Below are 26,508 nucleotides of genomic sequence, written 5' to 3'. Positions count from 1 at the left end.
CCTACAAACTTCTGCGAACCTTCACCACGCCCATTTTCAACCCAAACGGCCTGAACACTGCATTCAGCGATTTCAGCGTTTGATTTCCCTCGCCATGTTCAATATGCACCAAGGTGCGCACAGAGATTTTGCACATCTTGGCAAACTGGCTTTGATGCAGGCCCGTGACTTCGGTGCGTAAGCGGCGTACTGCTTCGGCGATTTCCAGCGTGCCATCGGCCAAGGCATCCTGAATGCTTTCAATCAGCAGGGTTCGTTCTTCAACAGTCAGGCTCATTTCAACCCCCACTCTTTCAGGCGCTGCGGCAGATTTTTCAAGGCAATGCCTGGATGGTTCATCGTCACGGCAGGCAGACCGCTGGCACTGAGGATGTCTGGCAATGCAGATAACTGTTGCGCTGCAGCTCTCAGGCCGTCGAATAGTTGCTGGCTGTCGACAAAGTCACCCAGCAAGTCACACACACCCCGCCAGTCCACCTCGCCTGCCCGTTCCAGTTCCCTTGGCCATTTGGTGGTGCGCGTGATGCCTTCGTCGTCCATCACCATCGGCGCCAAATCGTAAATGGGGGCAAGGCGCAAGGCGTTCGCTTCGCGAATGATCGAGGTGTTACGACCATGGTTGTCTGAGTTACCGAGAATTTTGTTCAACAGATCGCGCTTCAGGTACTCAGCGACCAATGCTGGCACTTCTTTGGATTGACCCGCCTCTCGCCACAAGCCGACCAGCAGTTCCACCACCTCGCGATGCGCCATGGCACTGCCGGGCTTAGTGACACCTGCCAGCGAGTAAATCGACTCTACGGCATAGCGCTCGACCCCCTGCGCAGTGACGCATCGATCAAAACGCTGCATCCACACACTGGGCTTTCTCGCCTCCTCCAGGGACAGCCCTGACTCAGCCACCGTATCAATACCCAAGGCGTGCAAGGCTTTGTAGTAGTGGTATTCGCTTCGCAGAATGTCCTGATCCATCTGCGTGCCGTTATTGCGCGCAAACTTCACAAACCAATGCTGCTTGACCTGCTCGTCATCGAGCACCGCATCCGGGAACAACAACCCGTCCTGGTTTTCCGTCAGCAACAGCTTCGGCGCCTCCCCGCCGGCGCCCGTGGCCCCGCCGATAGCCGCGCCTTGTTCATAGGCATATTCGAGGAAACGGTTATCTCGCTGGATGACTTCATAACGCTCAAACCCGATGGCGGGCCGACTGTCCAAGGCCTCAATCGACTCTTTGATCCGCATATGGCCAATCGGGGCGGGCGTACTTCGCATCAGTAGAAAAAGGTCTGCACCGAGGTCATCCGGTTTTTCCCGGCCAATACGCGCCATCAAAAAACGTTTAGCGGCACCGGCCGGTGCGATGTCGAGCACAAAAGCGGGAGCATTCTGGGTTCTGCCGCCCTCCCATTGCAGAGGAAACCGGCTGCTCACGGAAGTGGCGAAGGGAGTTGCCAACTCATTTAGGTGATCCACCAGATAGCGCTGTTCATAACCAAAACTGCACCGGCTTTCGAATCCCAGTTGCGGCTTATCAAAAGTCAGGAGCATGGCGTCCTGCCACTTCCCTTGGGTGTAGATTTGCAGCGTCAGGCTGACCATGGCTTCTACCTGCAATTTAATGCGTCTATCCAGCTAAAAAGCATTAACCGATTGCAATATAGTGCAGATTCAGTCACCGCGCATCCATTAAAACTGCAATAAAATGCATATAATGAACAACTCAGGAACTGTTTACGCAATAAAATGCAGACACAGTACATGTCACACTCCCGACACATTCCTGCAATCCCCCTCCGCTATACAGGTCGACTCGTTTTCATAACAAGGTCGTCCGCCATGCCCCCGTCGCCCCAACGCCTCGCACTCGCCATTACATTATTGGCCAGCGGTCTCGCTGAAGCGGCGCCTGCGCCCACCAAAACCGTGCAGATCGACACACCGACCACCACCGGGCAAACCCTGACCGGCAGTGATTCGTTGACCACCTCGGCGCCGGGCAGCATTACCACGCCCGGCGTGGCGGTGACGCTCAAGGACGGCACCAGCGGCGCGGGTGTGGTGATTACTAACGCGGGTAAGCTGATCTCCAGCGGCGGGCGCGGTATCGACAGCTCGGGGACGATCACCGGGGCGCGCAATTACAGCATCTACAACCACGCTGGCGGCGTGATTCAGGGCGCCAACGACGCGCTGCGCATCAACAGCAACTTTGCCAGCGGCAGCTTGTTGATCGACAACAGCGGCACCATTCGCTCGGCCACCGGCCAAGGCTTGGACCTGGATGCAATCCGCAGCAGCAACGTCACCACCACGATCATCAACCGCGCCGGTGGGTTGATTCGCGGCGACGCCAGCGACGGCATGAAGACCGGCGCCAACGCCAGCATCACCAACTATGGCGAGATTTCGACCGGCGACACCTTCTCGCGCGATGACAAATTCGACGGCGTCGATATCGACTCTGCCACCGGCGTGACGGTGACCAACTACGGCCTGATTTCCGGCGGGCGCCATGGCATCACCACCGACCTGGGCGCCACGCTGACCAACTACGGCACGGTGATCGGCCGCAATGGTTCGGGCTTTGGCTCTGACGGCGACGGCACCGTGATCAACCACGGCACCATCACCGGCGCCTTCTCCGGGCTGCAGCCGGATGGCGACGGCGACGGCGTGGACATCGACAAAATCGCGCATATCGAAAACTACGGGATCATCCAGGGCGTCGGCGCCGGTGGTGTCGACAAGAATGGCTTTGCCAATGGCAGTGAAGGCATCGCCTTGGGCGGCGGCTATGTGTACAACGCCCACGGCGCGCTGGTCAGCGGTGCCAACAACGCGATCCTGGTGGACGACGGCAGTGACGGCCCTGGCCTCGCGGCCACCACCCTGGAAAACCACGGCACCATCCAGGGCCTGAACGGCTTTGGGGTGAAGTTCGTCGGCAACTTCGCCGACACTGTCATCAACGGCGGCACCATCAGCGGCAGCAACGGCTTGGCCCTGGACTTGGGCGGCGGCGATGACACGCTGGTGTTGCTGGGCGGCAGCCGCTTTGTCGGCGTGGTGGACGGCGGCGCCGGCTATGACCGGCTGAGCATGGATGATGCCGCTGGCGGCAGTTTCGGTGACAGCCGCAACTTCGAATGGCTGGACGTGAAGCAAGGCACCTGGACCCTCACCGGCAACGGTGATTTCAGCGATGGCGGCGAGATTTTCAGCGGCGCCAAGCTGATCAACCAGGGCGGTATCGCCGGTAACCTGACCGTCGATGCAGGCGGTATCTACGCCGGTGGCGGATCGGTGGGCAGCCTGGTGGTCAACGGCACCCTGCAGACCAATACGGCCTTGGGCACTGCGACCATCACGCGCGACCTGACCATGGGCAGCGGCTCGACCCTGGCCTATGGCGTCAACGCCGATGGCAGCAGCGCCCCGATTAAAGTCGGCGGCACCGCCAATCTGAATGGCGCCACCCTGGCGATCAACCCCGGCGAAGGCACGTACCCGTGGCAAAGCCATTACACCGTGCTGCAAGCCGGCAGCATCAACGGCACCTTCGGCAAGGTCACCAGCGACTATGCATTCCTGACTCCAACCCTGGATTACAGCCCCACCCAAGTCGGCCTGACGTACACCCGCAATGACATCGCCTTCAACCAGTTCGCCAGCACCGGCAACGGCGCCAGTGCGGCCAACAGCCTGGCGGGCCTGGGCACAAACAACCCGCTGTATAACGCCTTGCTCAACACCACCAACGCCAGCGCGGGCGCGGCCATCGAGCAACTGGCCGGCAGCAGCACCGCCAACCTCACCGGCGCCACGCTGGGTGCCAGTGCGCAGGTGGGCAGCAGCATGCTCGCGGCGATGCATCAACTCGGTGGCGGTGCGGGCTTGCTGGTCGGGCTTGATCAACAAGACACGCCGGTACTCGCCGCCACCGGCGTGCCGGCGCAAGCGCGTAACCTCAACGACCCAAACGCCCGTGGCCGTCTGTGGCTGCAAGGCATCGGCAGCTACGGCAAGCTCGATGGCGAACACGGCAGCAATGGCCTGACCCAACGCACCAAAGGCAGCGTGCTGGGCGCCGATTGGGCACTCGACAGCGACTGGCGCGTGGGCGTGCTGGGCGGTTACTCGAAGACCGACCTGGACACCACCGGCGTCGACGGCAGCGTCGACAGCTGGCACGCCGGCGTGTACGCCATGCGCCAGAGCGGGCCACTGGCCGTGCGCCTGGGTGCGGCCTACAGCGGGCACCAGGGCGAGAGCAAACGCACGGTGGCCTTCAACGGTTTCAGCGACCGCCCCAAAGGCGACTATGACGCCAACAGCCAGCAAGCCTTCGCCGAACTGGGCTACGCCATGGGCAGTGGCCGCTTGAGTGCCGAGCCGTTCGCCAACCTGGGCTACCAGCGCTACCAGCGTGACAGCTACAACGAAAAAGGTGGCGCCGCCGCGCTGCATGTCGACGGCCAGACCCAAGACAACTTCAGCAGCACCTTCGGTTTGCGCCTGGCGCACCTGAGCCAACTGGACAACGGCATCAGCCTCACGCCACGGGTCAGCGCAGGCTGGAAGCACACCTACGGCGATGTCGACAGCAACACGCGCCAGGCTTTCCTGGCGGGCGGCACGGCCTTCAACGTCGAAGGCAGCGCACTGGACCGCAACAGCCTGCTACTCGAAGCCGGGCTGGATGTAGGCTTGTCGGCCCGCCACAGCCTGGGCCTGGGCTATACAGGTGAACTGGGCAGTAACAGCCGCAACCATGCGCTGACAGGGCAATGGCAGATGAGTTTTTAATCGCGCCGTACTAGAGACAACTCCCGCAAACCAGGGGTCGATGACCTGACAGTTATCACCCCGCCATCTCGCTAAATTCCCGGCCTCATTCACCAGAGGTTGGGATTACATGCCCTTTACACATCACAGACTTGCGCTTGTCATGGCCCTTGCGATCAGCGCCTTCAGCATTGAATGCGCGCAGGCGCGAGGTGATATTCCTATCACACCCTTTGTATTCGACCCCCTTCCCGAACTTAACGATGACTGGTCTTACCCCCCCCCAGAGCGCGCTCCCAGCCTTGACGGTTACCTCATCCGGCAGGCCACCACGCACAATGGGCGGCAGGTCGCCCACGTGCTTGAACCCGCGCTCAATCGCCTGCTGGAAACCGGTGCATTGACCGCAAGCGAGACCACGGAGCTGGAAAAATTCGGTGAAGACCTGGCCGACCGGCCCGGAGGGATAGGCGCAGCACTCGAACAATTGGCCGGCAGCCAAAATGCCAACTTGGCGAGTGCAACCTCCGCCGCCGCCGGGAAAGTCAGCCAGCAACTGCTCTCAACCCTGCGCACACTGCCGACCGATAACGATGGCCACGTCTGGGTGCAGGGCCTGGGCGACAACGGCAAGCTCGACAAGCAAGGCGGCAGCGACGGGCTGAAATATGGCACCAAAGGCCTGATGCTGGGCGCCGACTGGTCACTGGATCACGCCTGGCGTATCGGTGTGATGGGCGCAAAATCCACCAGCCAATTTGATGCCCAACGCTTCTCAGCCGAACTCGACAGCTGGCACCTGGGCGGTTACGCCGTGCGCCAGGACGGCCCGCTGGCCCTGCGTATGGGGGCGACTTACAGCAGCCATGCCGGGCAGAACAAGCGCAGCGTCAACCTGCTTGAGTACAGGGAGCAGCTCAAGGGCAGTTACAACGCTCAAAGCCAAGCCGTGTTTTCCGAGCTGGGTTATCAATTGGGTAGCGAGGATGTGCAGGTAGAACCCTTTGCCGGCCTCGGCTTTCAGCGTTATCACCGCGACAGTTTCAAGGAAACAGGTGGCGTGGCCGCGTTGAACGTCGGCTCACAAACCCAACAAAACCTGAGCAGCACCGTTGGCCTGCGCCTGGCCTCTGTGTACCGGCTCGACAACCGAATGAGCCTCACCCCCCATGTGAGCACGAGCTGGAAACACCTCTACGGTGAGGTCGGCAGCCAAGTCCGCCAATCCTATCGCGCGGCGCCGGGGTACATTGAAGGCTTCACCATCACCGGCACCTCGCTGGACCGTAATAGTCTCGACGTGCAAGGCGGTCTGGACCTCGCCTTGTCTACTGAGCATACCGTCGGCCTGACCTACAGTGCCCAAGTCGGCACGCATAGCCGCAACCAGGGTTTGATGGGCCAGTGGCGGATGAGTTTTTAACCCGGCCAAATGGAAAAACGCAGGCGAAAAAAAAGGGGGGCACCTGCCCCCCCCGAGGATTAAGCGGTTGTGTCGAAGGCTGTATCAGCCTTCGATTTCAATCAGGATTTCGCCAGGGTTGACCCGGTCGCCCTTGGCCACGTGAACAGCGGTTACCTTGCCGGCAATGGACGCCTGCACTTCGGTTTCCATCTTCATCGCTTCGGTAATCAGCACGGCTTGGCCGGCCTTGACCACGTCGCCTTCCTTGACCAGCACGTCGACGATATTGCCCGGCATCGCCGTGCTGACATGGCCCGGCTCGGTCGCATGCTTGCGCTTGCTGCCGCCGCTGCTGACAAACTCGTTGAGCGGTTCGAACACCACTTCTTCGGGCATGCCGTCGATAGACAGGTAGAAGTGACGCTTGCCTTCGGCCTTGACGCCGACACCGGTGATGTCGACGCGGTAGCTTTCGCCGTGCACGTCGATGACGAACTCGGTCGGCACGCCTTCACCACCGGCACGCGCCACGCCGCCTGCTTCAGGGATTGGCAACAGCACTTCCGGCGCCAGGGTGCCGGCGTCACGTTCTTCGAGGAACTTACGGCCGATGTCCGGGAACATGGCGTAAGTCAGCACGTCTTCTTCGGACTTGGCCAACGCGCCGATTTCACCGCGCAGCTTGGTCATTTCCGGCTTGAGCAAGTCGGCCGGACGATGGTCGATCACCTCTTCGCTGCCGATGGCCTGGCGGCGCAGTTTCTCGTTCACGGTGCCCGGTGCCTTGCCGTAGCCGCCTTGCAGGTAGAGCTTCACTTCGTTGGTGATGGTTTTGTAGCGCTCGCCGGCCAGCACATTGAAGAAAGCCTGGGTGCCGACGATCTGCGAAGTCGGGGTAACCAGCGGCGGGAAGCCTAGGTCTTCACGCACGCGCGGGATCTCTGCCAGCACTTCGCCCATGCGGTTGAGTGCGCCCTGCTCTTTCAACTGGTTGGCCAGGTTGGAAATCATCCCGCCCGGCACCTGGTTGACTTGTACGCGGGTGTCGACGGCGGTGAATTCGCTTTCGAACTGGTGGTACTTCTTGCGCACGGCGTAGAAGTACAGGCCGATTTCCTGCAGCAATTCCAGGCTGAGGCCAGTGTCGAATTCGCTGCCTTTAAGGGCCGCGACCATCGACTCGGTGCCTGGGTGGCTGGTGCCCCAGGCGAAGCTGGAGATCGCGGTGTCGATGTGGTCGGCACCGTTTTCGATGGCTTTGAGTTGGCACATGGCGGCCAAGCCGGCGGTGTCATGCGAGTGAATAAAGATCGGCAGGCTTTGCTCGGCTTTGAGCGCCTTGACCAGTTCGCCCGTGGCGTACGGCGTCAGCAGGCCGGCCATGTCTTTGATGGCGACCGAGTCGCAACCCATGGCTTCCATTTGCTTGGCCTGGGCCACGAATGCCTCGATGGTGTGCACCGGGCTGGTGGTGTAGGCGATGGTGCCCTGGGCATGTTTGCCGGCCGCTTTCACCGCTTCGATGGCCACGCGCAGGTTACGCACGTCGTTCATCGCGTCGAAGATGCGGAACACGTCGATACCATTCACGGCAGCCTTGGCGACGAAGGCTTTGACCACGTCGTCGCTGTAGTGGCGGTAGCCCAGCAGGTTCTGGCCGCGCAGCAGCATTTGCAGGCGCGTGTTAGGCAATGCGGCGCGCAGTTTGCGCAGGCGCTCCCACGGGTCTTCTTTAAGGAAGCGTACGCAGGCGTCGAAGGTCGCGCCGCCCCAGACTTCCAGGGACCAGTAGCCGACTTTGTCGAGCTTGTCGCAGATCGGCAGCATGTCGTCGGTGCGCATGCGGGTCGCCAGCAACGATTGGTGGGCGTCGCGCAGGATGGTGTCGGTGACAAAGATTTTCTTGGACATTGTTGTATTCCTCACAGGCCTGCGTGGGCGGCGATGGCGGCGGCGATGGCCAGGGCCAGCTCTTCGGGTTTGCGCTTGATCGAGTAGTTGGTCAGCTCAGGGTGGCTTTCCACGAAACTGGTGTTGAACTGGCCGCTGCGGAATTCCGGGTTGCGCAGGATTTCCTGGTAATAGGCGGCAGTGGTCTTCACGCCTTGCAGGCGCATGTCGTCCAGGGCACGCAGGCCGCGGTCCATGGCTTCTTCCCAGGTCAACGCCCACACCACCAGCTTCAGGCACATGGAGTCGTAGAACGGCGGGATGGTGTAGCCGGTGTAGATCGCCGTGTCGGTGCGCACGCCGGGGCCGCCGGGCGCGTAGTAACGGGTGATCTTGCCGAAACTTGGGAGGAAGTTGTTTTTCGGATCTTCGGCGTTGATCCGGAACTGCAACGCGAAACCACGGTGCTGAATGTCTTCCTGTTTCACCGACAGCGGCAGGCCCGACGCGATGCGGATCTGCTCACGCACGATGTCGATGCCGGTGATTTCTTCGGTGATGGTGTGTTCCACCTGCACCCGGGTGTTCATTTCCATGAAGTACACCTCGCCCTCGGCGAGCAGGAACTCCACGGTGCCGGCGTTCTCGTAGCCGACGGCCTTGGCCGCGCGCACCGACAGGTCGCCGATGTAGGCGCGCTGTTCAGGCGTCAGCTGCGGGCTTGGTGCGATTTCGATGAGCTTCTGGTTACGCCGCTGGATCGAGCAGTCGCGCTCGAACAGGTGCACCACGTTGCCAAAGCTATCACCAAGGATCTGCGCCTCGATGTGCTTGGGATTGACGATGCATTTTTCCAGGAACACTTCCGCCGAACCGAAGGCCTTGGTGGCCTCGGAAATCACACGGGGGAAGGCTTGTTCGAGTTCTTCACGGCTGTTGCAACGGCGGATACCGCGACCGCCACCACCGGAGGTGGCCTTGAGCATCACCGGGTAACCAATGCGGTCGCCTTCGGTGAGGGCTTCGGCGATGTCGGCAACGTTGCCTTCGGTGCCCGGCGTGACCGGCACACCGGCCTTGATCATGCTGCGGCGCGCTTCGGTCTTGTCGCCCATGCGGCGAATGACTTCTGCCGAGGGGCCGATGAATTTGATCCCACGTTCAGCGCAGATGTCTGCCAGCTCGGCGTTTTCCGAGAGGAAACCGTAACCGGGGTGCAGCGCATCACAGCCGGTTTCCACGGCCAGGTTCACCAGCTTGCGCGGGTTCAGGTAGCCGGCCAGGGGTTCGGCGCCAATGCTGTGGGCTTCGTCGGCACGTTTGACGTGCAACGCGTGGCGGTCGGCGTCCGAGTAAACCGCGACCGAGCGAATGCCCATCTCGGCGCAGGCACGCACGATTCGTACGGCAATTTCACCACGGTTGGCGATCAGGATCTTTTTTATCACTTGGAAATTCCCTTGAGCCGATTACTGCGTTCTACGACCCATTGGAACTGGGTCGGCGCGTGACCAAATGTTTCATGACAGTCGCGAGACACACACTATGCGCACCGGAGGATTAACAAAAATCAATAATTATTGGGTTGTGTATAAGTAAAGACTTATAGTTTGCGTCACGGTGGCGGGAATAAGGCCTTAAATAATGCGTAAGTCATTGATGCGTATGACATTGCGTCAGTTGCAGATTTTCAATGAAGTCTGTGATTTGCGTTCCTACAGCCGCGCCGCTGAGGAAATGTCCCTCACGCAACCAGCGGTTAGCCTACAAATTCGTCAGTTGGAAGAGCTGATCGGCCAGCCGCTTTTCGATTACGTCGGCAAAAAGCTCTACATGACCGAAGCGGCCGAAGCCTTGCAGCGCGCCAGCCGCGACATTTTCGGGCGTCTTGAAAACCTCGATATGCAGCTGTCGGACATGCAGGGCTCGCTGCAGGGCCAACTGAAGCTGGCCATCGAATCCAGCGCCAAGTACTTCGTGCCGCACCTGTTCGCCGCGTTCAAGCGCCAGCACCCCGAAGTGCAATTGCACCTGACAGTGGTCAACCGCGCCCAGGTGATTCGAAGGCTTTCGGACAACCGCGATGACCTGGTGATCATGTCGATGGTGCCGCAGGACATGGGCCTGGAATTCCTGCCGTTTCTGAACAACCCAATTGTTGCCGTGGCGCCGCTCGATCATCCCCTGAGCCTGCAAGGCCCGCTGCGCCTGCAGGACCTGGAACCTTACACGCTGCTGCTGCGCGAACCGGGTTCCGGCACGCGGCTGGCCTGCGAGGAGTACTTCAAGGAGAAGCGCGTGCACTTCACCCAGACGGTGGAAGTGGCCTCGGCCGAGGCGCAGCGCGAGTGTGTGAGCGCGGGGTTGGGCGTGGCCTTGCTGACGCGCCACGCGGTCAACCTGGAACTGGCCACCGGCGGGCTCAAGGAGCTGCCGGTGGACGAGCTGCCGCTGTACCGCAGTTGGTGCCTGGTGCAGGCCAAGGCCAAGCGCCTGTCACCGGTGGCCCATGCCTTCCTGGGCTTTATCCGCAGTGAGCGGGTGCAGATCAGCGCGTTGGCTGAGCGTTTCGCTGGGCAGCCAAGGGTGCCTGCCAGTGGAGTTCCGGGTAGTCCGTGATGCTCTGGAGCAATAGGCGCTCCTCACAGCGATCTTCGATTGCGCGACGGAAGGCCATGCGGCGCTGGTCTTCTTGCTGACGACGGGTTTTGACGCTGCTGCTGTCTTCGTATTGCCGGGCCATGTTGAGTCTCCCAATGCGAGTACGGGGAGTTCAGGATGGGCGCGGGACATGACGGTTTGGCGGCGCGAGGGTTACAGGACGATGAATATTGATCGTTCCCACGCTCTGCGTGGGAACGCAACTTAGGACGCTCTGCGTCCCGCGACGCAGAGCGTCGCAAGAGACACTCCCACGCGGAGCGTGGGAGCGATCAACCTTGAATCAGTCGTCGAGGGCTTTGACCGATTTTGGCGACAACCGCAGGCTGCGCAAGCTGCGCTTCACGCTCTTGAGGTGGTTGACCAGGCTCGGCCCGCGCGCCATGGCCACGCCCATCGCCAGCACATCGATCACCACCAGGTGGGCGATACGTGAGGTCAGCGGCGTGTAGATTTCGGTGTCTTCGTGCACGTCGATCGCCAGGTTGACCGTGGACAGTTCCGCCAATGGCGTCTGGCTTGGGCACAGGGTAATCAGCGTCGCGCCGCTTTCACGCACCAGGTTGGCGGTGATCAGCAGGTCTTTGGAGCGGCCGGACTGGGAAATGCAGATCGCCACGTCCGTCGGCTTCAACGTCACCGCCGACATCGCCTGCATGTGCGGGTCGCTGTACGCCGCTGCGGTGAGCAGCAGGCGGAAGAACTTGTGCTGGGCGTCGGCGGCCACGGCGCCCGAAGCACCGAAGCCGTAAAACTCCACACGCTGGGCCTGGGACATGGCGGTCACAGCCTTTTGCAACTCGACCGGGTCGAGTTTCTCGCGCACTTCCATGAGGGTGTGCAAGGTGGTGTCGAAGATTTTCAGGCTGTAGTCGGCGACGGAGTCGTCTTCGTGAATCGCAAACTGGCCGAAGCTCGCACCCGCAGCCAGGCTCTGGGCCAGCTTGAGTTTCAAGTCCTGGAACCCGGAGCAACCGATGGCGCGGCAGAAGCGCACGATGGTCGGCTCACTGATGCCCACGCTGTGGGCCAGGTCGGCCATGGAACTGTGCATCACGGCCGCAGGGTCAAGCAGCACGTGATCGGCAACCTTGAGTTCCGATTTGCGTAACAGGTGGCGCGACTGGGCGATATGTTGCAACAGGTTCAAAGGGCAGGACTCTTGTTATTGGCAGGCGCCAGGGATGTAGCAAGTTTGTAGTTATACTACAAGAATTGCCGTTTTGCCCGTCCGATGCATCACTAAATCGCCCTGATGCCCTTTGAATAAGCGGGCGGCCGCCATGTAGCCACACGGGCGGCCTGGCTGTCTTTAAGGAAAGTCTGCATTTTTGCGTAACAATTCTGCCAGCCCTTCGGCCTCCATCGGCCGGCTGATCAGGTAGCCCTGCACCTCATCGCAGCGTTCGGCGCGCAGGAAATCCAGTTGCTGCTGATCTTCCACGCCTTCGGCCACCACCTTGAGCGCCAGCCCATGGGCCATGGCGATAATGGCCCGGGTAATGGCCGCGTCCTCGCGACCCTGGCCCAGGCCGCGAATAAACGTCTGATCGATTTTCACGTAGTCCACGGGAATGCGCTTGAGATAGCTCAGCGACGAGTAGCCCGTGCCAAAGTCGTCGATGGCCAGCTTCACGCCCAGGTCGCGCAGTTGCTGGAAGGTGGCGATGATGTGTTCGACGCTGTCGAGCAGTTGGCTTTCCGTCAGTTCCAGTTCGAGGTATTGCGGATCGAGACCGGTTTCTTCGAGCACCTGGCGCACCAGGCTGACCAACTTGCCCTGGCGCAACTGATGCACCGACAGGTTCACCGACACCCGAATCGGCGCCAGCCCTTGGCGCTGCCATTCGCACGCCTGCCAGCAGGCTTGGCGCAGCACAAATTCACCCAACGGCACGATCAAGCCGGTTTCTTCGGCCAGGCCGATAAAGTCGCCCGGCGGCACCATGCCCCACTGCGGGTGTTCCCAGCGAATCAGTGCCTCGGCGGCGTTCAGCTTGCCGGTGGCCAGGCACAGCTTCGGTTGGTAGAACACCGCCAGCTGGCGCTCGTCGATGGCCTTGCGCAGGTGGTTCTCCAGCTGCAACCGCTCAAGCGTACTGGCTTGCAGGCTGTCGGTGTAGAACTGGAAATTATTTCCGCCCAAGTGCTTGGCGTGTTGCATGGCCATGTTCGATTGACTGACCAGCGCGGAAATTTCCCGCGCATTGTCCGGCAGCAGGCTGACACCCATTGAAGCGCTGACCACCAGTTCATGCCCTTCCACCGTCACCGGCACGCGCAGCTTGGCGAGCAGCCGCGTGGCCACACGCGCCAGGCTCGACAGGTTGCCGTAGGCGTCGAACAGCACGGCGAACTCATCCCCGGACAAGCGCGCAATCGTATCGGCCTCGGGCAACGCGTTGATCAACCGGCGCGACATTTTCTGCAACAGCTGGTCGGCCACTTCATGGCCCAGGCTGTCATTGAGCAATTTGAAGCGGTCCAGGTTGATATGCAGCAGCGCCAGGCTGCGCCCGCCCTGGCGCACGCGTGCATGGGCTTCGCGCAGGCGTTCGCGGAACAGTGAGCGGTTGGCAAGGCCAGTCAATTCGTCATAGTGAGTGAGGTAGCGCATGCGCTCTTCGGATTCACGCCGTGCCGAAAGATCGGCGAAGAAGCCGACGATATGACTGACATTTCCCCGAGCATCACGCACTACGTTCAGTTGCAGCCATTGCGGGTACAGCTCGCCGTTCTTGCGCGTCTCCACTAACTCACCCTGCCAGGTGCCGTGGGTCAGCAGCGCTTGGCGGATCACCGGGAAATGGCGGCGGGCGTCGCGGCTGCTGGGCAATTCGACGACATTGCGGCCGAGCATGTCGTCGATTTCAAAGCCGGTGACGCGGCTGAAGGCCTGGTTGACGGCGATCAGCGCGTAGTTCGGATCAAGAATGACGATGCCTTCACTGGCGGCCTCAAAGACGGTCGACGCCAGGCGCTGTTGTTCTTCCAGGGCCTTGCTGGCGCTGATATCGCGGCGGGTGCCGAGCATGCGCGTGACGCGACCGTTGGGCGTACGTTCCACGGCGCGGCCACGGTCTTCGATCCAGACCCAATGGCCGTCGCCGTGGCGCACGCGGTATTCAACCTGGTAGTCCTCGCTGCGGCCTTTGAGGTGCTCCACCAGCGCGCGCTTGAGCAGCGGCAAGTCGTCGGGGTGCAGGCGCGGCTTGAGGTGGCTGAGCATCGCCGTGACGTATTCGGGCTCGAGGCCGAACAGTTCTTTAAGCTGGGTGTGATGGACTTCATCGGTTTGCAGGTTCCAGTCCCACAACCCCAATTCGCTGGCTTGCAGGGCCATGGCCAGGCGCGCTTCGCTTTTATTCAGGGCCTGGCTGGCCGCGTCCAGTTCCTGGCTGCGTTGCGCCACGCGATCCTGCAGGCCGATCTGGGCTTCGCGCAGTTCCTGTTCGATCTGGCGGCGCTGCTCGACTTCGCGGACCAACTCCTGATTCAGCTGTTCGCTGCGCTGTTGCGCCTGCTGCAGATGCTCGATCAGCGCCTGGTTCTGAAAGCGCCGCAACAGCCCGCGCTGGATCAGGCGGTTGACCTGCCACGCCACCAGGCTCAACGAGGCCAGCAGGATCAAGCCAAGCACGCCCCAACCTTGTTGCTGCGCGGTGCCGTTCCAAAACAGATAGAGGATCGCCGGCACCAGGCAGGGCACGGCAAAGGACAGAAAGGCGGGCAGGCTCACCGCATAGGCGACGCTGGCCGACAGCGTTGCGGCGCCGATCAGGCCGAACACCCAGGCTTGCTGCATGAAGCTGTCCGCCGGCACCAAGGCGATGGCGGCGGTGGCCAGGGTCAGGCCGCTGACCGCCGAACCGAGCATGAACATGCGCCGCCAGATCGGCTGGGCCTGGCGGCTGGGCATGGCCGAATCAAAGGCCGCCACTTGGATCACACGCAGCGCCACCAGGGCCAGCAGCCAGACCAGCCAGATGCTGTCCAACACATATTGCTTGGGGTTCCACAACAACCAGGCGCAGACCAGGCCGTTAACCAGCATCAATAACGTCGGCAGCAATGAACCTTGATACAGCAGACGCGTGCGTTCGACCGCCATCTCGGTTGCGTAATATTTACGGATGACTTGTGCGGGCGCCGCCGAGGGGCCGAACAGGTCGGGACTGAGGGTCATAGGCAGTGTTCTTATAATGGTGAGCCCGAAACGTGGACGGAGCATACACAAGCAAGCGCGTGGGCCAAACTGCTCCACGTCATAAAAACCGCGCCAAAATCAGCCGCAAACCTCGGGGCCAGACAGCTTGAGTGAGACGCTGCGCGGGCTGCGAGGCATGACCAACCGGTCATCACTCACAACAGAATGTTTCCAAGGTCCGAAGCGCAGTCACTGTTTTGCGGCGACCACCCGGCATTGGGATTTGCCCCACTCTGCCGCGCACCCTAGAATGCGCCGATGCGCGATGATCTCTCCCTTTTGCTGAACTCCCTCAACGATGCCCAACGCCAGGCCGTAGCAGCCCCCGTTGGCCGTCAGTTGGTCCTGGCCGGTGCTGGCTCCGGTAAAACCCGAGTGCTGGTGCACCGTATCGCCTGGTTGATCCAGGTTGAAAACGCGTCCCCGCATTCCATCCTGTCGGTGACCTTCACCAACAAGGCCGCTGCCGAGATGCGCCACCGCATCGAGCAGTTGATGGGCATCAGCCCGGCCGGCATGTGGGTGGGCACCTTCCACGGCCTGGCGCACCGCCTGTTGCGGGCGCACTGGCAGGAAGCGGGGCTGAGCCAGACGTTCCAGATCCTCGACAGCGATGACCAGCAACGCCTGGTCAAGCGGGTGATCCGCGAGCTGGGCCTGGATGAACAGCGCTGGCCTGCCCGCCAGGCGCAATGGTTTATCAACGGCCAGAAAGACGAAGGCCTGCGCCCGCAGCATATTCAGGCCAGCGGCGATTTGTTCCTGGCCACCATGCGCAGCATCTATGAAGCCTACGAGGCCGCGTGCGTGCGCGCCGGGGTCATCGACTTCTCCGAGCTGCTGCTGCGTGCCCTCGACCTGTGGCGTGACAACCCAGGCTTGCTGGCCCATTACCAGAAGCGCTTCCGGCACATCCTGGTGGATGAGTTCCAGGACACCAACGCCGTGCAATACGCCTGGCTGCGTTTGCTGGCCAAGGGCGGCGACAGCCTGATGGTGGTGGGCGACGACGACCAGTCGATCTACGGCTGGCGTGGCGCGAAAATCGAGAACATTTACCAGTATTCCGACGACTTCCCGGACGCGATCACCATCCGCCTGGAGCAGAACTACCGCTCCACCGCCGGCATCCTCAAGGCCGCCAACGCCTTGATCGCCAATAACACCGGGCGCATGGGCAAAGAGCTGTGGACCGACGGCGGCGAAGGCGAAGCGATCAACCTGTACGCCGCGTTCAACGAGCACGATGAAGCGCGCTACGTGGTGGAAACCATCGAAAGCGCGTTGAAAACCGGCCTGGCTCGCAGCGATATCGCGATTCTGTACCGTTCCAACGCCCAATCGCGGGTGCTGGAAGAAGCCTTGCTGCGCGAGCGCATTCCGTACCGCATTTATGGCGGCCAGCGCTTCTTCGAGCGTGCCGAAATCAAGAACGCCATGGCTTACCTGCGCTTGCTGGAAGGCCGTGGCAACGACGCAGCGCTGGAGCGGGTGATCAATATTCCGGCGCGCGGCATCGGCGAGAAAACCGTCGAAGCCATCCGCGACCATGCGCGTCACGCCGATGTGTCGATGTGGGAAGCCATGCGCTTGCTGATCGCCAATAAAGGCCTGACCGGTCGCGCGGCCGGTGCGCTGGGTGTGTTTGTCGAGCTGATCGAGAACCTCGCGGCCAAGTGCGCGGAAATGCCTCTGCACTTGATGACCCAGACCGTGATCGAACAGTCGGGCTTGATTGCCTATCACGAAGCGGAAAAAGGCGAGAAAGGCCAGGCCCGGGTAGAAAACCTTGAGGAACTGGTCAGCGCCGCCCGCGCGTTCGAAAACACCGAAGAAGATGAAGAGCTGACGCCGCTCGCCGCCTTCCTCGGCCACGCCTCGCTGGAAGCCGGCGATACCCAGGCCGATGAGCATGAAGACAGCATCCAGCTGATGACCTTGCACAGCGCCAAGGGCCTGGAATTTCCTTATGTGTTCCTGGTGGGCATGGAAGAAGGCCTGTTCCCGCACAAGATGAGCCTGGAAGAACCCGGCCGCCTTGAAGAAGAACGCCGCCTGGCCTACGTGGGCATCACCCGCGCCATGCAGAACCTGGTGATGACCTACGCCGAGACCCGACGCCTGTACGGCAGCGAGACCTACAACAAGGTGTCGCGCTTCGTACGTGAAGTGCCGAAGGGGCTGATCCAGGAAGTGCGCCTGTCCAACAGCGTCAGCCGCCCGTTCGGCGGCGGCCAGCAGCAGAGCGCCAGCAATTTGTTTGCCGGTTCCGAGATTCCGGAAACCCAGTTCAGCCTTGGCCAGCAGGTCCGGCATTCGGTGTTCGGCGAAGGCGTGATCCTCAACTTCGAAGGTGCCGGTGCCCAGGCGCGGGTGCAGGTGAATTTCGCCGAAGGCAGCAAGTGGCTGATGATGGGTTACGCGAAGCTCGAAGCTATCTGATCTGATCGTTCCCACGCTCCGCGTGGGAACGCCGCCCAGGACGCTCTGCGTCCCGCTTTTTCGATGCTCACGCCCTTGTATTTCACCGAGTGCGGGCCAATATCTGTAATTAGTCCTACAGACCATTCGGAATCGGTCTTACGCAAAAGCCCGAAACACTCTGCCGCTAGCCAGTGTCACGACACCTGTGCAACATGGCGCGCGTGCAATCCACAAATGGGAATTCCCTTTATGAAACGTTTTCTTAGCATCGCCATGGCGTTGTGCATCGGCCTGACGATGAGCCTCGACGCCAACGCCAAGCGCTTTGGTGGCGGCAAAAGCATGGGCTCGGCTCCGACTCACCAGACCAGCCAAATGGCTCCATCCGCCGGTGCCGGCGGTGCAGCGGCTACCGCAGGCGCAGCCGGTGCGGCTGGCGCTGCTGCCAAAGCTGGCGGTGCTTCGCGCTGGTTGGGCCCTCTGGCCGGTATCGCCGCCGGTGGCCTGCTCGCTTCCATGTTCATGGGCGGCGGCTTCCAGGGCATGCAGATCTTCGACATCCTGATCATGGCGGTCATCGCCTTCCTGATCTTCCGCTTTATCGCCGCCCGTCGCCGCAAGCAGCAGGAGCACATGGCCCCAGCCGGCGCGCCGATGCAGCGTGAAGTGTTCGAGCAGAAACCAGCCATGGGTTCGATCTTCGGGGGTTCGGCTGCACCTGCCGCCGCTCGTCCGGTGATCAACGCACCGGCCTGGTTCAACGAAGAGCGTTTCGTCGAAGCGGCCCGCAGCCATTTCCAGTCCCTGCAGCAGCACTGGGACGCCAACGAAATGGACAAGATCGCCGAGTTCGTGACCCCGCAACTGCTGGACTTCCTCAAGCGCGAACGCGCCGATCTGGGCGACGGCTTCCAGTCGACCTACATCGACGACCTGCGCGTACAGCTGGAAGGTGTGGATGATCGCGCCGACAAGACCATCGCCACCCTGACCTTCAGCGGCGTGTCGAAGACCTCGCGTTTCGACCAGGGCGAAGTGTTCAGCGAAAGCTGGAACATGGAGCGCGCCCAAGGCGACAACCAGCCTTGGCTGGTCGCCGGTATCCGCCAGAACGGCTGATAACCGCACGCTTGAGCACTTGGTAATAAAAACCCCGGACATGTTCCGGGGTTTTCTATTTCACGGTTGCACTTATAGCGAGCTACTGTATAAAACGCCCTATTAACCGCGCCAACTAGCAAGAGGATCCCGGCCGTGGAAGAAATCATCGAACAATTGCGTGAAGCCAACGAACCGGTCCCGGTTCCTCTGGAACTGCCTGACGAAGACCAGATCGTGGAAATCGAGGAACAACTGTTCATCGACATTCCGTTTGTCTTCCGCGAATTCCTGCTGACCGTCAGCGACGTGGTGTATGGCAGCCTGGAGCCGGTGACCGTCACCGACCCGCAGTCCCACACCTACCTGCCGGACGTGGCCGCCAACGCCTGGGACGCCGGTGTTGACCGCAGCATGATCCCGATCTGCCAGGACGGCGACGACTACTACTGCGTCGAAGAAGACGGCACCGTGGTGCTGTGGTCCGGCGAAGAAGAACTGGTCACCGAAGAAACCTGGGAATCGGTGTGGCACTGGGCGCGGGACGTCTGGCTGGAAAGCTGAGCCCCGCCCCTCGCCTTTAGTGTTCTGGCGTGTCTTTATGGTTATCCAGGGTCTCCAGCAAGGCGACCTGCATCCGCGTATGCACGCGGATGAACCACCGCCAGAGCACGGCCGCTACGGCCGCTGCCACCACGGCAATCAATACCAGCAACTTGTTGGTCGGCAGAATACTGGCCGACAAGGCTGCCAGTAGCAGGAAGATCACCAGCAGCGACAGAATGGGGATCAACTCCGCAATCACGCGCCGCACGCGCTGGGTATGCCGCCCGGCCATTTCCGGCTTCACGCTCATCTCCGCCAGCAACATCGACAGCGCCTTGAGCTTGCGGTACGCCGCAATCAGAAACGGCAGCGACAACAGCAACGCCCCGCCCCAGATCAACGCCTTCTGCCAGCTTGGGTCACTGATCCAACCTTCCAGATACCCGCCGATGCGCGCCGCGAAGAAGCTGCCGGCAAAGAAGATCGCCACCACCAAGGCCAGGTTTACGCCCACTTGCAGGATGATCTTGCGAATCATCGACGCCAGCATTGCGCCCTCACCTTGCGGCTGAATACTGCGTAGCCACTCGCCATACATGCCGAACACCCGGCTCATGCGCTTGGGCATCACTGCCGCAATCTTCAACGACAACGGGTCAGCGCCACGAATCAGGTACGGCGTGAGCAACGTGGTGATCGCCGACACCGCCACGGCCACCGGGTAGAGGAAGTCGCTGGTCACCTGCAAAGTCATGCCCAATGCGGCGATGATGAAGGAAAATTCGCCAATCTGTGACAGCCCCATGCCCACGCGCAGCGAGGTGCGGCCATCGTTGCCGGCAATGAATGCACCCAGACCGCAGGACAACATCTTGCCCAGCACCACTGCCACGGTAATCACCGCAATCGGCCAGGCGTACTGCAGCAGGATTTGGGGGTCGATCATCAGGCCAATCGCCACAAAGAAGATCGCGCTGAACATGTCGCGAACGGGTTCGATCAGGCGCTCGATCTTAATCAACTGACGGGACTCGGCCATGATCGCGCCGATCAGGAACGCGCCCAGCACCATGCTGTACTCCAGCTTGACCACCAGCAGGCAGAAGCCGAAACACAGGCCCAATACGGTGATCAGCAGCATTTCATTGCTTTCGAACTTGGCCACATAGGCCAACAGGCGCGGCACCAGCAAAATGCCGATGACCAGCGCGACAATCATGAACAGCGAGAGCTTGCCAACGGTGGAGAACACCTCGCCGGAGCTGACCGTGCCGCTGACGGCAATGCTCGACAGCAAGGCGATGATACCAATACCGAGGATGTCCTCGACGATCAGCACGCCGAAGATCAGCTGGGCAAAGCGCTGGTTTTTCATCTTCAGGTCGTTGAGCGCCTTGACGATGATGGTGGTCGAGGAGATCGCCAGGATTGCACCGAGGAACAGCGAGTCCATGGTATTCCAGTCGAACCAGCGGCCGATTTCGTAGCCGATCCAGATCATCAGGATGATTTCCAGGAACGCTGCGATAAACGCTGTGGCGCCGACCTTAAACAGCTTACGCAGGCTGAATTCCAGGCCCAGGCAGAACATCAGGAAGATCACCCCCAGCTCGGCGAGGGTTTTGATGGTGTCTTCGTCGTGGATCAGGCCGAACGGTGGGGTGTGGGGGCCGATGATGAAGCCGGCGACGATGTACCCCAGCACCACCGGCTGCTTGAGGCGGTGAAACAGGATGGTGACAACCCCTGCCACCAACATGATCACGGCCAAGTCCTGGATAAAGCTGATGGCGTGCATGGCGAGGGGCTCCTTGAGGGTACTGGCGCTTTTCCCACTTCCACTCGCACCCGTGAACGGTCGCAATAAGCGGAAGGAAAAGTCGGCCTTGATCGTAAGAAATGCCCTGAGATGGGCTTTTGAAGGTTAACACCGCGACTTCCGGCAGAAAGCCGGTGCAATATATGGAAACAGATCGGTGCAGGCGTGACGGCAAGCCGCCCACCGGCGTCCCGTTAGGGAGAGCGCTGTAAAGATTCCAGCACCCGCAGAGGTGCCTCCCCAACCGATGCCTACAACCCGTGAGTGTGCTATGGAACCCGGAAACGCCCAGCTGTCGATGACGGTATTGATGACCCCTGACATGGCCAACTTCTCAGGCAATGTCCACGGCGGCACCCTGCTCAAGTACCTCGACGAAGTGGCCTACGCCTGTGCGAGCCGTTATGCCGGTCGCTATGTGGTGACGCTGTCGGTCGACCAGGTGATTTTCCGCGAGCCGATCCATGTCGGCGAGCTGGTGACCTTCCTCGCTTCGGTCAACTACACCGGCAACACCTCGATGGAAGTGGGCATCAAGGTGGTGACCGAGAACATCCGCGAGCGCTCGGTGCGCCATACCAACAGCTGCTTCTTCACCATGGTGGCCGTGGACGACCAGCGCAAACCCGCCGCCGTCCCGCCGCTGCAGCCGCAGAACAGCGAAGACAAGCGCCGGTTTGTACAGGCGCAGCAGCGTCGGCAGATTCGCCAGGAGCTGGAAAAGCGCTACCAGGAAATCAAGGCAGACGGGCCGTAAACCCCAAGCTGTAAACCCAATCGAATGTGGGAGCTGGCTTGCCTGCGATAGCGGTGTGTCAGGCGACAGAGATGTCGACTGTCAGGCCCTCATCGCAGGCAAGCCAGCTCCCACATTGGGTTTTGTAGGCTTATAGTTCGATCGGCGTGGCTTCAAAACGCACGCGCGGATGGGCGATACGATCCTGAGCCCGCACCAGCTCCAGCTCGTAACTGGCGCAGGCCTGGGTCTCCAGCAGCACTTCATGCACCGCCGCCGCCGTAAATTCGAACGCCGCCACCAGGCTGTCGCCCAACAGCACCCGCGCCAGGAACAGCCCCGAGGTCAGGTCGCCCACGCCCACCGGCTGACGCGGGAACGCCAGCAGCGGGCGGCGCAGGTGCCAGCTGCCTTCAGCGGTGACCAGCAACATCTCGAAGCCATCCGGCAGCTTGCCGGGATAATCCAGGTGCTTGACCAAAACCGCCTTCGGCCCACGGGCCAGCAGCGCCTTGGCCATGCCCAGGCAATCGAACAGCGACTGCGGCTTGCGCCCGGCAAAGCTGTCCAGCTCCAGTTGGTTGGGGCAGAGGAAATCCGCCATCGCCGCCGCCTCATCCAGCAGGAAATCGCTGACTTCCTGGGGCACGATGCAGCCTTTTTCCGGGTGGCCCATCACCGGGTCGCACAGGTACAGGGCCTTGGGGTTGATCGCCTTGATCCGCGCCACGCCGGTCAGAATCGCACGGCCCTGGTCGGCACTGCCGAGGTAGCCGGACAGCACCGCATCGCAGTTGCCCAGCTCACCAATCGCGGCAATGCCTTCCACCAGCGCCGGAATTTGCTGCGGCGCCAACACTTCGCCCGCCCACTGGCCATACTGAGTGTGGTTGGAAAACTGCACCGTATTCAGCGGCCAGACGTTCACCCCGACCCGCTGCATGGGGAACACAGCGGCGCTGTTTCCGGCGTGGCCAAAGACCACATGAGACTGGATCGCAAGCAGATGAGGTGTGCGTTTCATGCAGGAGATTTCCGTAAAGCCGTTGAAATTCTGGCCGCGCAGTATGCGACTAAACACAGCCTATACGACAGACCGGCGACACAGTTAAGCTGCTCTCACTTTGTTGGAGTTCATCGCATGCTGACCCTGGGAAACATCTTCGTGTTGATGCTGCTGGCGACCGGCGCCGCCTGGGTGTGGCACAACCACGGCCTGCGCGAGCGGGCGCTGGAGCGGGTCAAGCAGCATTGCGCCAAGCTTGATATCGAACTGCTCGATGGCGCGGTGGCGTTGAAGCGCATCGGTTTTGTGAGGGATGCCAATGGCCGGCGGCGCCTGGCGCGCATCTATAACTTTGAATTCACCGTGACCGGCGAAGCCCGCCATCCGGGGACCATCACCCAGTTTGGCGCCCACAGCGCGCAAATCGAGCTGGCGCCCTACCCGTTCGAGATCAAGACGCCGCTGCCCAGCGCTGAGGTGATCGAGCTAAGCCAGTGGCGCCAGGACCACGCGAGCAAGAACCGTCACTGACGACAGGCGGCGAGTGCGCTCTGCAATTCAGCCACGTCCTGTGGCTGGCTGAAGATCAATTCAATACGTGAATCGCGGCGCCATTCGCTGGGTTGCCAGGCGAGCGGGCTGTTATCCACAGCGTTGGCGCTGACCCAGCCTGCGGTGCTGTGGATAACCAGTTTGGCGCGGCGCCACTCAAGGTGTGTCAGCCAGTTTTGCAGGCGCGGTGTATCGAATTGCTGGCTTGGGTGCCAGCGCCAGCCGATGCTCCAGCCACCTTCTTGAGCCTGGCTGAGGCAGATTGGCACGGCCGGATCGGTCCAGATTGCCGGCATCTGCGCCACGCCTTTGGGCACATCGAAGTTATCCACAGCAGCACGGCCTCGCGCATTCAGGCCGGGCAACCGGTCGAGCGGCAGCTTCGCCTGGCGCGTCCAGTAGAGCGGGCTGTCGGGTAACTGCTGTTCGATAGCCTGGCGTTGCGCGGCATCCAGCGACTCCTCCTTGTTCAATACCAGCAGCCCGGCGCTGGCCAGGGTTTCACGTTGCGCCTCTGGCAAGGGTTTACCCGCTGCCAGCGCCTGGGCGTCGAGCACCAGCACGCACGGCTGAACCGCCAGCACGTCTTGCCACGGCGCCTGCCGCAGTTGCTTGAGCAATTGCGCCGGGTGGCCCAGGCCTGATGGCTCGATAAACAGCCGGTCCGGCTTGGCCTTACGCAACAAGCGGCCGAGGCCTACCTGGAACGGTGCGCCATTCACACAGCACAAACAGCCGCCGGCTACCTCGCCCAGGGCAATGCCGTCGTCATCCCGGGTGAGCAAGGCCGCGTCCAGGCCGATCTGCCCGAACTCGTTGATCAACACCGCCCAACGCTCGTTGGCCGGGCGTTGAGCGAGCAGGTGTTTGATCAGGCTGGTCTTGCCGGCGCCCAAAGGCCCGGCAATCACGTGAGTGGGAATGTTCTGCAGCATCGGGGGCATCATTCAGACCGTGTAGAGCGCTAGATCCTACTCGGTTATGCCAGCCAATCCAGCGTCAGGATCAAGCGCCGCTCATCAGCCTCGAGCGCGGGCGAGCGGTGAATCAGGCCGTGGGCTTCGTTGCCATGCCATTTGGAGCCTTTGAGCATGGCCACTTCGCCGCAGAGGATTTGCTCGATGCGCTCGATTGGCTCAGCGTCCGGCTGGCCGAGCGTGCGGCGGTCCATCACGCCTTCGCGCAACCACTGGCTGCCGATGCCGGCGTAGGTGGTGATCAGCCTTACCGGCACGTGGTCGACGTGAAAACGCGGGCACATGGCCTTGTCCAGCAGCCGCAAGCGCACACCAATGCGCTTCGCACCGAGCAAACAGGCAAACGCGCTGACCAGCCACGACACATCGGCGACAAAGCCGTCGTAGCCTTCAAGATCGCGGCAACTGGATGCCAAACCCTGCAAGTTCGGTGTTGCGTCCTCGCTGTTGAGTTCAATCACCATGGAGTCGGCCAGCGGCTCGTCAAGCGCCACCAGCAAGGCACCAAATTCGGCGATGTGCAGCGGCAGTTGGCGCTGCCAGACCGACAGGTTCACACCGTCTTCTAGGATGTCAGCCAGCGCCAGCGGGGTTTCGCCGCGAGTCTGGCGAATCACGGGAAGCAACGAGATAACCGGGGCCAGCATCAGGCTACCTGCTCGAACCAAGGGCCAAACGGGTCAGCCAACTGGCGCCAACCTTCGACGCCCAGGGCCATTTCTTCGTCGGTGAGCAAGCAGGCGTCCAGCTCGGCGCGCATCTGGCTGAAGTCGATATTTTGCCCGATAAACACCAGTTCCTGGCGGCAGTCACCGGTGCTCAGCTGCCAGTTGCCCATGATCGCCGCCACGCTTTCTTCATCCTGCGGCCACTGGCTTTTCGGCACAAAACGCCACCAGCGCCCGGCAAAACCATGGCGCATCAGCCCGCCCGCCTGGGACCAACTGCCCGCATCCTGGTGCTTGCTGGCCAGCCAGAAAAAGCCTTTGGAGCGCAGCAGTTTGCCGTTTACCCACGGGCGGTCGATGAAGTCGAAAAAACGCTGTGGATGAAACGGGCGGCGCGCGCGGTAAGCCGTGGAGGCGATACCGTATTCTTCGGTCTCCGGCACATGTTCTCCGCGCAGTTCCTGCAACCAGCCCGGCGCCTGGGCCGCGCGTTCGAAGTCGAAGCGGCCGGTGTTGAGGATCTTGTTCAGCGGCACTTCGCCCATGACCATAGGGATGATTTCTGCCTGGGCGTTGAGGCGTTCGAGGATCGCCATCAGTTCCTCGCGCTCGCGGCTGCTGATCAGGTCGATTTTGCTGATCAGGATCACGTCGGCAAACTCGATCTGCTCGATCAGCAAGTCGGTGATCGAGCGTTCGTCCTCTTCGCCCAGGGTCTCGCCGCGTGAGGCCAGGCTTTCGGCGGCCTGGTAGTCGAGCAGGAAATTCATGCCGTCGACCACGGTGACCATGGTGTCCAGGCGCGCAATGTCCGCCAGGCTTTGCTCGTTTTCATCGCGAAAGGTGAAGGTTTCGGCCACGGGCAATGGCTCGGAAATGCCAGTGGATTCGATCAACAGGTAATCGAACCGACCTTCCTTGGCGAGTTTTCCGACTTCTTCCAGCAAGTCTTCACGCAAGGTGCAGCAGATGCAGCCGTTGCTCATCTCCACCAGTTTTTCTTCGGAGCGGTTGAGGGTGACGTCGCGCTGCACCTCGCTGCCGTCGATGTTGATTTCGCTCATGTCATTGACGATCACCGCCACCCGCAGGTTGTCGCGGTTGCGCAGGACGTAGTTGAGCAGCGTACTTTTGCCGGCGCCGAGAAAGCCGGACAACACGGTAACGGGGAGACGATTGGGCATCAGGTATTCCTCATCAGGGGTGGCCGGTCAAATCGCCCGTTTATGGCGTTCGCGCAGCTCTTCACGTTCTTTGGCTTCGATACTCAGGGTCGCGGTGGGGCGCAGCAGCAGGCGTTTCAGGCCAATTGGGTCGCCGGTTTCACGGCACCAGCCGTATTCGCCGCGGGCCAGCAACTCAAGGGCGTCGTCGATCTTGTCCAACAGCTTCTTTTCGCGCTCCAGCAGGCGCAGTTGCCATTGGCGCTGTTCTTCGGCGCTGCCGACATCGGCGGGGTCGCTGTTGGTTTCCTGCTCACGCAACACCAGGAATTCGGCTTCAATGCGGCCCTGCAGTTCATAGCGCTGGGTCAGCAGCAGCGCGCGGAAGAAACCTTGCTGGGCTTCATTCATGTAATCGGCGGGCGGTTGGGCCAGGAGGTCTTGTTCAGTCATGGAGAGCAGTTCACGGGTCAGGCTGTGCTTTTATGTTATAGTATAACAATACAAATAAGCCAATCCCCTTGCTCGCCACGACGAAGGGCGCAATGCTTCAACACGTCCCTATCCCGAG

General features: G+C 61.3%; 21 protein-coding genes. 8 read left to right on the top strand and 13 right to left on the bottom strand.

Going from position 1 to position 26,508, the window contains the following annotated elements:
* Position 1 precedes the first annotated feature (1 nt).
* Both L8I05_RS14110 and L8I05_RS14105 read right to left on the bottom strand, forming a co-directional pair.
* Complete coding sequence (locus L8I05_RS14110; RefSeq protein WP_242169649.1) at positions 2 to 277, bottom strand: helix-turn-helix transcriptional regulator; 276 nt, start codon at positions 275 to 277, stop codon at positions 2 to 4.
* Complete coding sequence (locus L8I05_RS14105; protein ID WP_242169647.1) at positions 274 to 1,599, bottom strand: HipA domain-containing protein; 1,326 nt, start codon at positions 1,597 to 1,599, stop codon at positions 274 to 276. Before L8I05_RS14105 ends, L8I05_RS14110 begins: the two co-directional genes overlap by 4 nt.
* A gap of 237 nt (positions 1,600 to 1,836) precedes the next feature.
* On the opposite strand from L8I05_RS14105, the gene L8I05_RS14100 reads away from it, so the two are divergent.
* Positions 1,837 to 4,806 (top strand): autotransporter outer membrane beta-barrel domain-containing protein, encoded by a 2,970-nt coding sequence (locus L8I05_RS14100; protein WP_242169645.1) that lies wholly within the window; start codon positions 1,837 to 1,839, stop codon positions 4,804 to 4,806.
* A 109-nt stretch (positions 4,807 to 4,915) separates the two neighbouring features.
* Positions 4,916 to 6,208, top strand: coding sequence for an autotransporter outer membrane beta-barrel domain-containing protein (locus L8I05_RS14095; RefSeq protein ID WP_242169643.1), 1,293 nt, complete (start codon positions 4,916 to 4,918; stop codon positions 6,206 to 6,208).
* Positions 6,209 to 6,292: 84 nt separating this feature from the next.
* On the opposite strand, the gene oadA is transcribed toward L8I05_RS14095, so the two are convergent.
* On the bottom strand, positions 6,293 to 8,101 hold the full coding sequence (gene oadA / locus L8I05_RS14090) for a sodium-extruding oxaloacetate decarboxylase subunit alpha (RefSeq protein WP_242169642.1): 1,809 nt from the start codon (positions 8,099 to 8,101) through the stop codon (positions 6,293 to 6,295).
* A gap of 11 nt (positions 8,102 to 8,112) precedes the next feature.
* Complete coding sequence (locus L8I05_RS14085) at positions 8,113 to 9,528, bottom strand: acetyl-CoA carboxylase biotin carboxylase subunit (protein ID WP_003213442.1); 1,416 nt, start codon at positions 9,526 to 9,528, stop codon at positions 8,113 to 8,115.
* A 196-nt stretch (positions 9,529 to 9,724) separates the two neighbouring features.
* Between L8I05_RS14085 and L8I05_RS14080 the strand changes: the two genes are divergently transcribed.
* Entirely contained in the window at positions 9,725 to 10,699 is a 975-nt protein-coding gene (locus L8I05_RS14080; protein ID WP_159961151.1) for a LysR family transcriptional regulator, read from the top strand.
* Here L8I05_RS14080 and L8I05_RS14075 read toward each other — a convergent pair.
* The 3 genes from L8I05_RS14075 to L8I05_RS14065 all read right to left on the bottom strand — a co-directional run bounded on the left by L8I05_RS14075 (position 10,629) and on the right by L8I05_RS14065 (position 14,927).
* Complete coding sequence (locus L8I05_RS14075; protein ID WP_242169640.1) at positions 10,629 to 10,823, bottom strand: hypothetical protein; 195 nt, start codon at positions 10,821 to 10,823, stop codon at positions 10,629 to 10,631. The two genes, L8I05_RS14080 and L8I05_RS14075, sit on opposite strands and share 71 nt — an antisense overlap.
* A 201-nt stretch (positions 10,824 to 11,024) precedes the next feature.
* Entirely contained in the window at positions 11,025 to 11,891 is an 867-nt protein-coding gene (gene hexR, locus L8I05_RS14070; RefSeq protein ID WP_010168370.1) for a transcriptional regulator HexR, read from the bottom strand.
* 162 nt (positions 11,892 to 12,053) lie between these two features.
* Positions 12,054 to 14,927: a GGDEF domain-containing phosphodiesterase gene (locus L8I05_RS14065; RefSeq protein WP_242169639.1), complete on the bottom strand. Its 2,874-nt coding sequence runs from the start codon at positions 14,925 to 14,927 to the stop codon at positions 12,054 to 12,056.
* Between the two features lie 279 nt (positions 14,928 to 15,206).
* Here L8I05_RS14065 and uvrD point away from each other — a divergent pair, with 279 nt between their 5' ends.
* The 3 genes from uvrD to L8I05_RS14050 all read left to right on the top strand — a co-directional run bounded on the left by uvrD (position 15,207) and on the right by L8I05_RS14050 (position 19,034).
* Positions 15,207 to 17,390, top strand: coding sequence for a DNA helicase II (uvrD, locus tag L8I05_RS14060; protein ID WP_159961155.1), 2,184 nt, complete (start codon positions 15,207 to 15,209; stop codon positions 17,388 to 17,390).
* 231 nt (positions 17,391 to 17,621) lie between these two features.
* The gene (locus L8I05_RS14055) at positions 17,622 to 18,491 is read left to right on the top strand and encodes a Tim44 domain-containing protein (RefSeq protein WP_177016738.1); all 870 of its coding nucleotides are present in this window, start codon (positions 17,622 to 17,624) and stop codon (positions 18,489 to 18,491) included.
* 135 nt (positions 18,492 to 18,626) lie between these two features.
* Positions 18,627 to 19,034, top strand: a complete 408-nt coding sequence (locus L8I05_RS14050) for an SMI1/KNR4 family protein (protein ID WP_017135771.1) — start codon at positions 18,627 to 18,629, stop codon at positions 19,032 to 19,034.
* A gap of 16 nt (positions 19,035 to 19,050) precedes the next feature.
* Here the strand turns inward: L8I05_RS14050 and L8I05_RS14045 are convergent, their stop codons facing one another.
* Positions 19,051 to 20,814, bottom strand: coding sequence for a cation:proton antiporter (locus tag L8I05_RS14045; RefSeq protein ID WP_177016739.1), 1,764 nt, complete (start codon positions 20,812 to 20,814; stop codon positions 19,051 to 19,053).
* A gap of 292 nt (positions 20,815 to 21,106) precedes the next feature.
* Here L8I05_RS14045 and L8I05_RS14040 point away from each other — a divergent pair, with 292 nt between their 5' ends.
* Positions 21,107 to 21,592, top strand: coding sequence for an acyl-CoA thioesterase (locus L8I05_RS14040; RefSeq protein WP_003213461.1), 486 nt, complete (start codon positions 21,107 to 21,109; stop codon positions 21,590 to 21,592).
* A 130-nt stretch (positions 21,593 to 21,722) separates the two neighbouring features.
* Here L8I05_RS14040 and pdxY read toward each other — a convergent pair whose 3' ends face one another.
* Positions 21,723 to 22,595, bottom strand: coding sequence for a pyridoxal kinase PdxY (gene pdxY / locus L8I05_RS14035; protein WP_159961161.1), 873 nt, complete (start codon positions 22,593 to 22,595; stop codon positions 21,723 to 21,725).
* A gap of 117 nt (positions 22,596 to 22,712) precedes the next feature.
* Between pdxY and L8I05_RS14030 the strand changes: the two genes are divergently transcribed.
* Positions 22,713 to 23,108: a DUF3301 domain-containing protein gene (locus L8I05_RS14030; protein WP_242169637.1), complete on the top strand. Its 396-nt coding sequence runs from the start codon at positions 22,713 to 22,715 to the stop codon at positions 23,106 to 23,108.
* On the opposite strand, the gene L8I05_RS14025 is transcribed toward L8I05_RS14030, so the two are convergent.
* From L8I05_RS14025 to dksA, 4 genes are read right to left on the bottom strand one after another with little or no spacing between them, the layout of a single operon-like run.
* Positions 23,102 to 24,064 (bottom strand): CobW family GTP-binding protein, encoded by a 963-nt coding sequence (locus tag L8I05_RS14025; protein ID WP_242169635.1) that lies wholly within the window; start codon positions 24,062 to 24,064, stop codon positions 23,102 to 23,104. The two genes, L8I05_RS14030 and L8I05_RS14025, sit on opposite strands and share 7 nt — an antisense overlap.
* A gap of 44 nt (positions 24,065 to 24,108) precedes the next feature.
* Positions 24,109 to 24,753 (bottom strand): DUF1826 domain-containing protein, encoded by a 645-nt coding sequence (locus L8I05_RS14020; protein ID WP_242169633.1) that lies wholly within the window; start codon positions 24,751 to 24,753, stop codon positions 24,109 to 24,111.
* On the bottom strand, positions 24,753 to 25,958 hold the full coding sequence (zigA, locus tag L8I05_RS14015; RefSeq protein WP_242169630.1) for a zinc metallochaperone GTPase ZigA: 1,206 nt from the start codon (positions 25,956 to 25,958) through the stop codon (positions 24,753 to 24,755). Before zigA ends, L8I05_RS14020 begins: the two co-directional genes overlap by 1 nt.
* Positions 25,959 to 25,985: 27 nt before the next feature.
* Positions 25,986 to 26,390 carry an RNA polymerase-binding protein DksA gene (dksA, locus tag L8I05_RS14010; protein WP_159961168.1) on the bottom strand — a complete coding sequence of 135 codons (405 nt, stop codon included), beginning with the start codon at positions 26,388 to 26,390 and terminating at the stop codon, positions 25,986 to 25,988.
* Between the last annotated feature and the right edge of the window lie 118 nt (positions 26,391 to 26,508).

Source organism: Pseudomonas sp. MONT-RG-20F-20-E-7-02 (assembly GCF_022662395.1).
Taxonomy (GTDB): Bacteria; Pseudomonadota; Gammaproteobacteria; order Pseudomonadales; family Pseudomonadaceae; genus Aquipseudomonas.
This window is presented reverse-complemented; position numbering and strand designations above follow the sequence as displayed.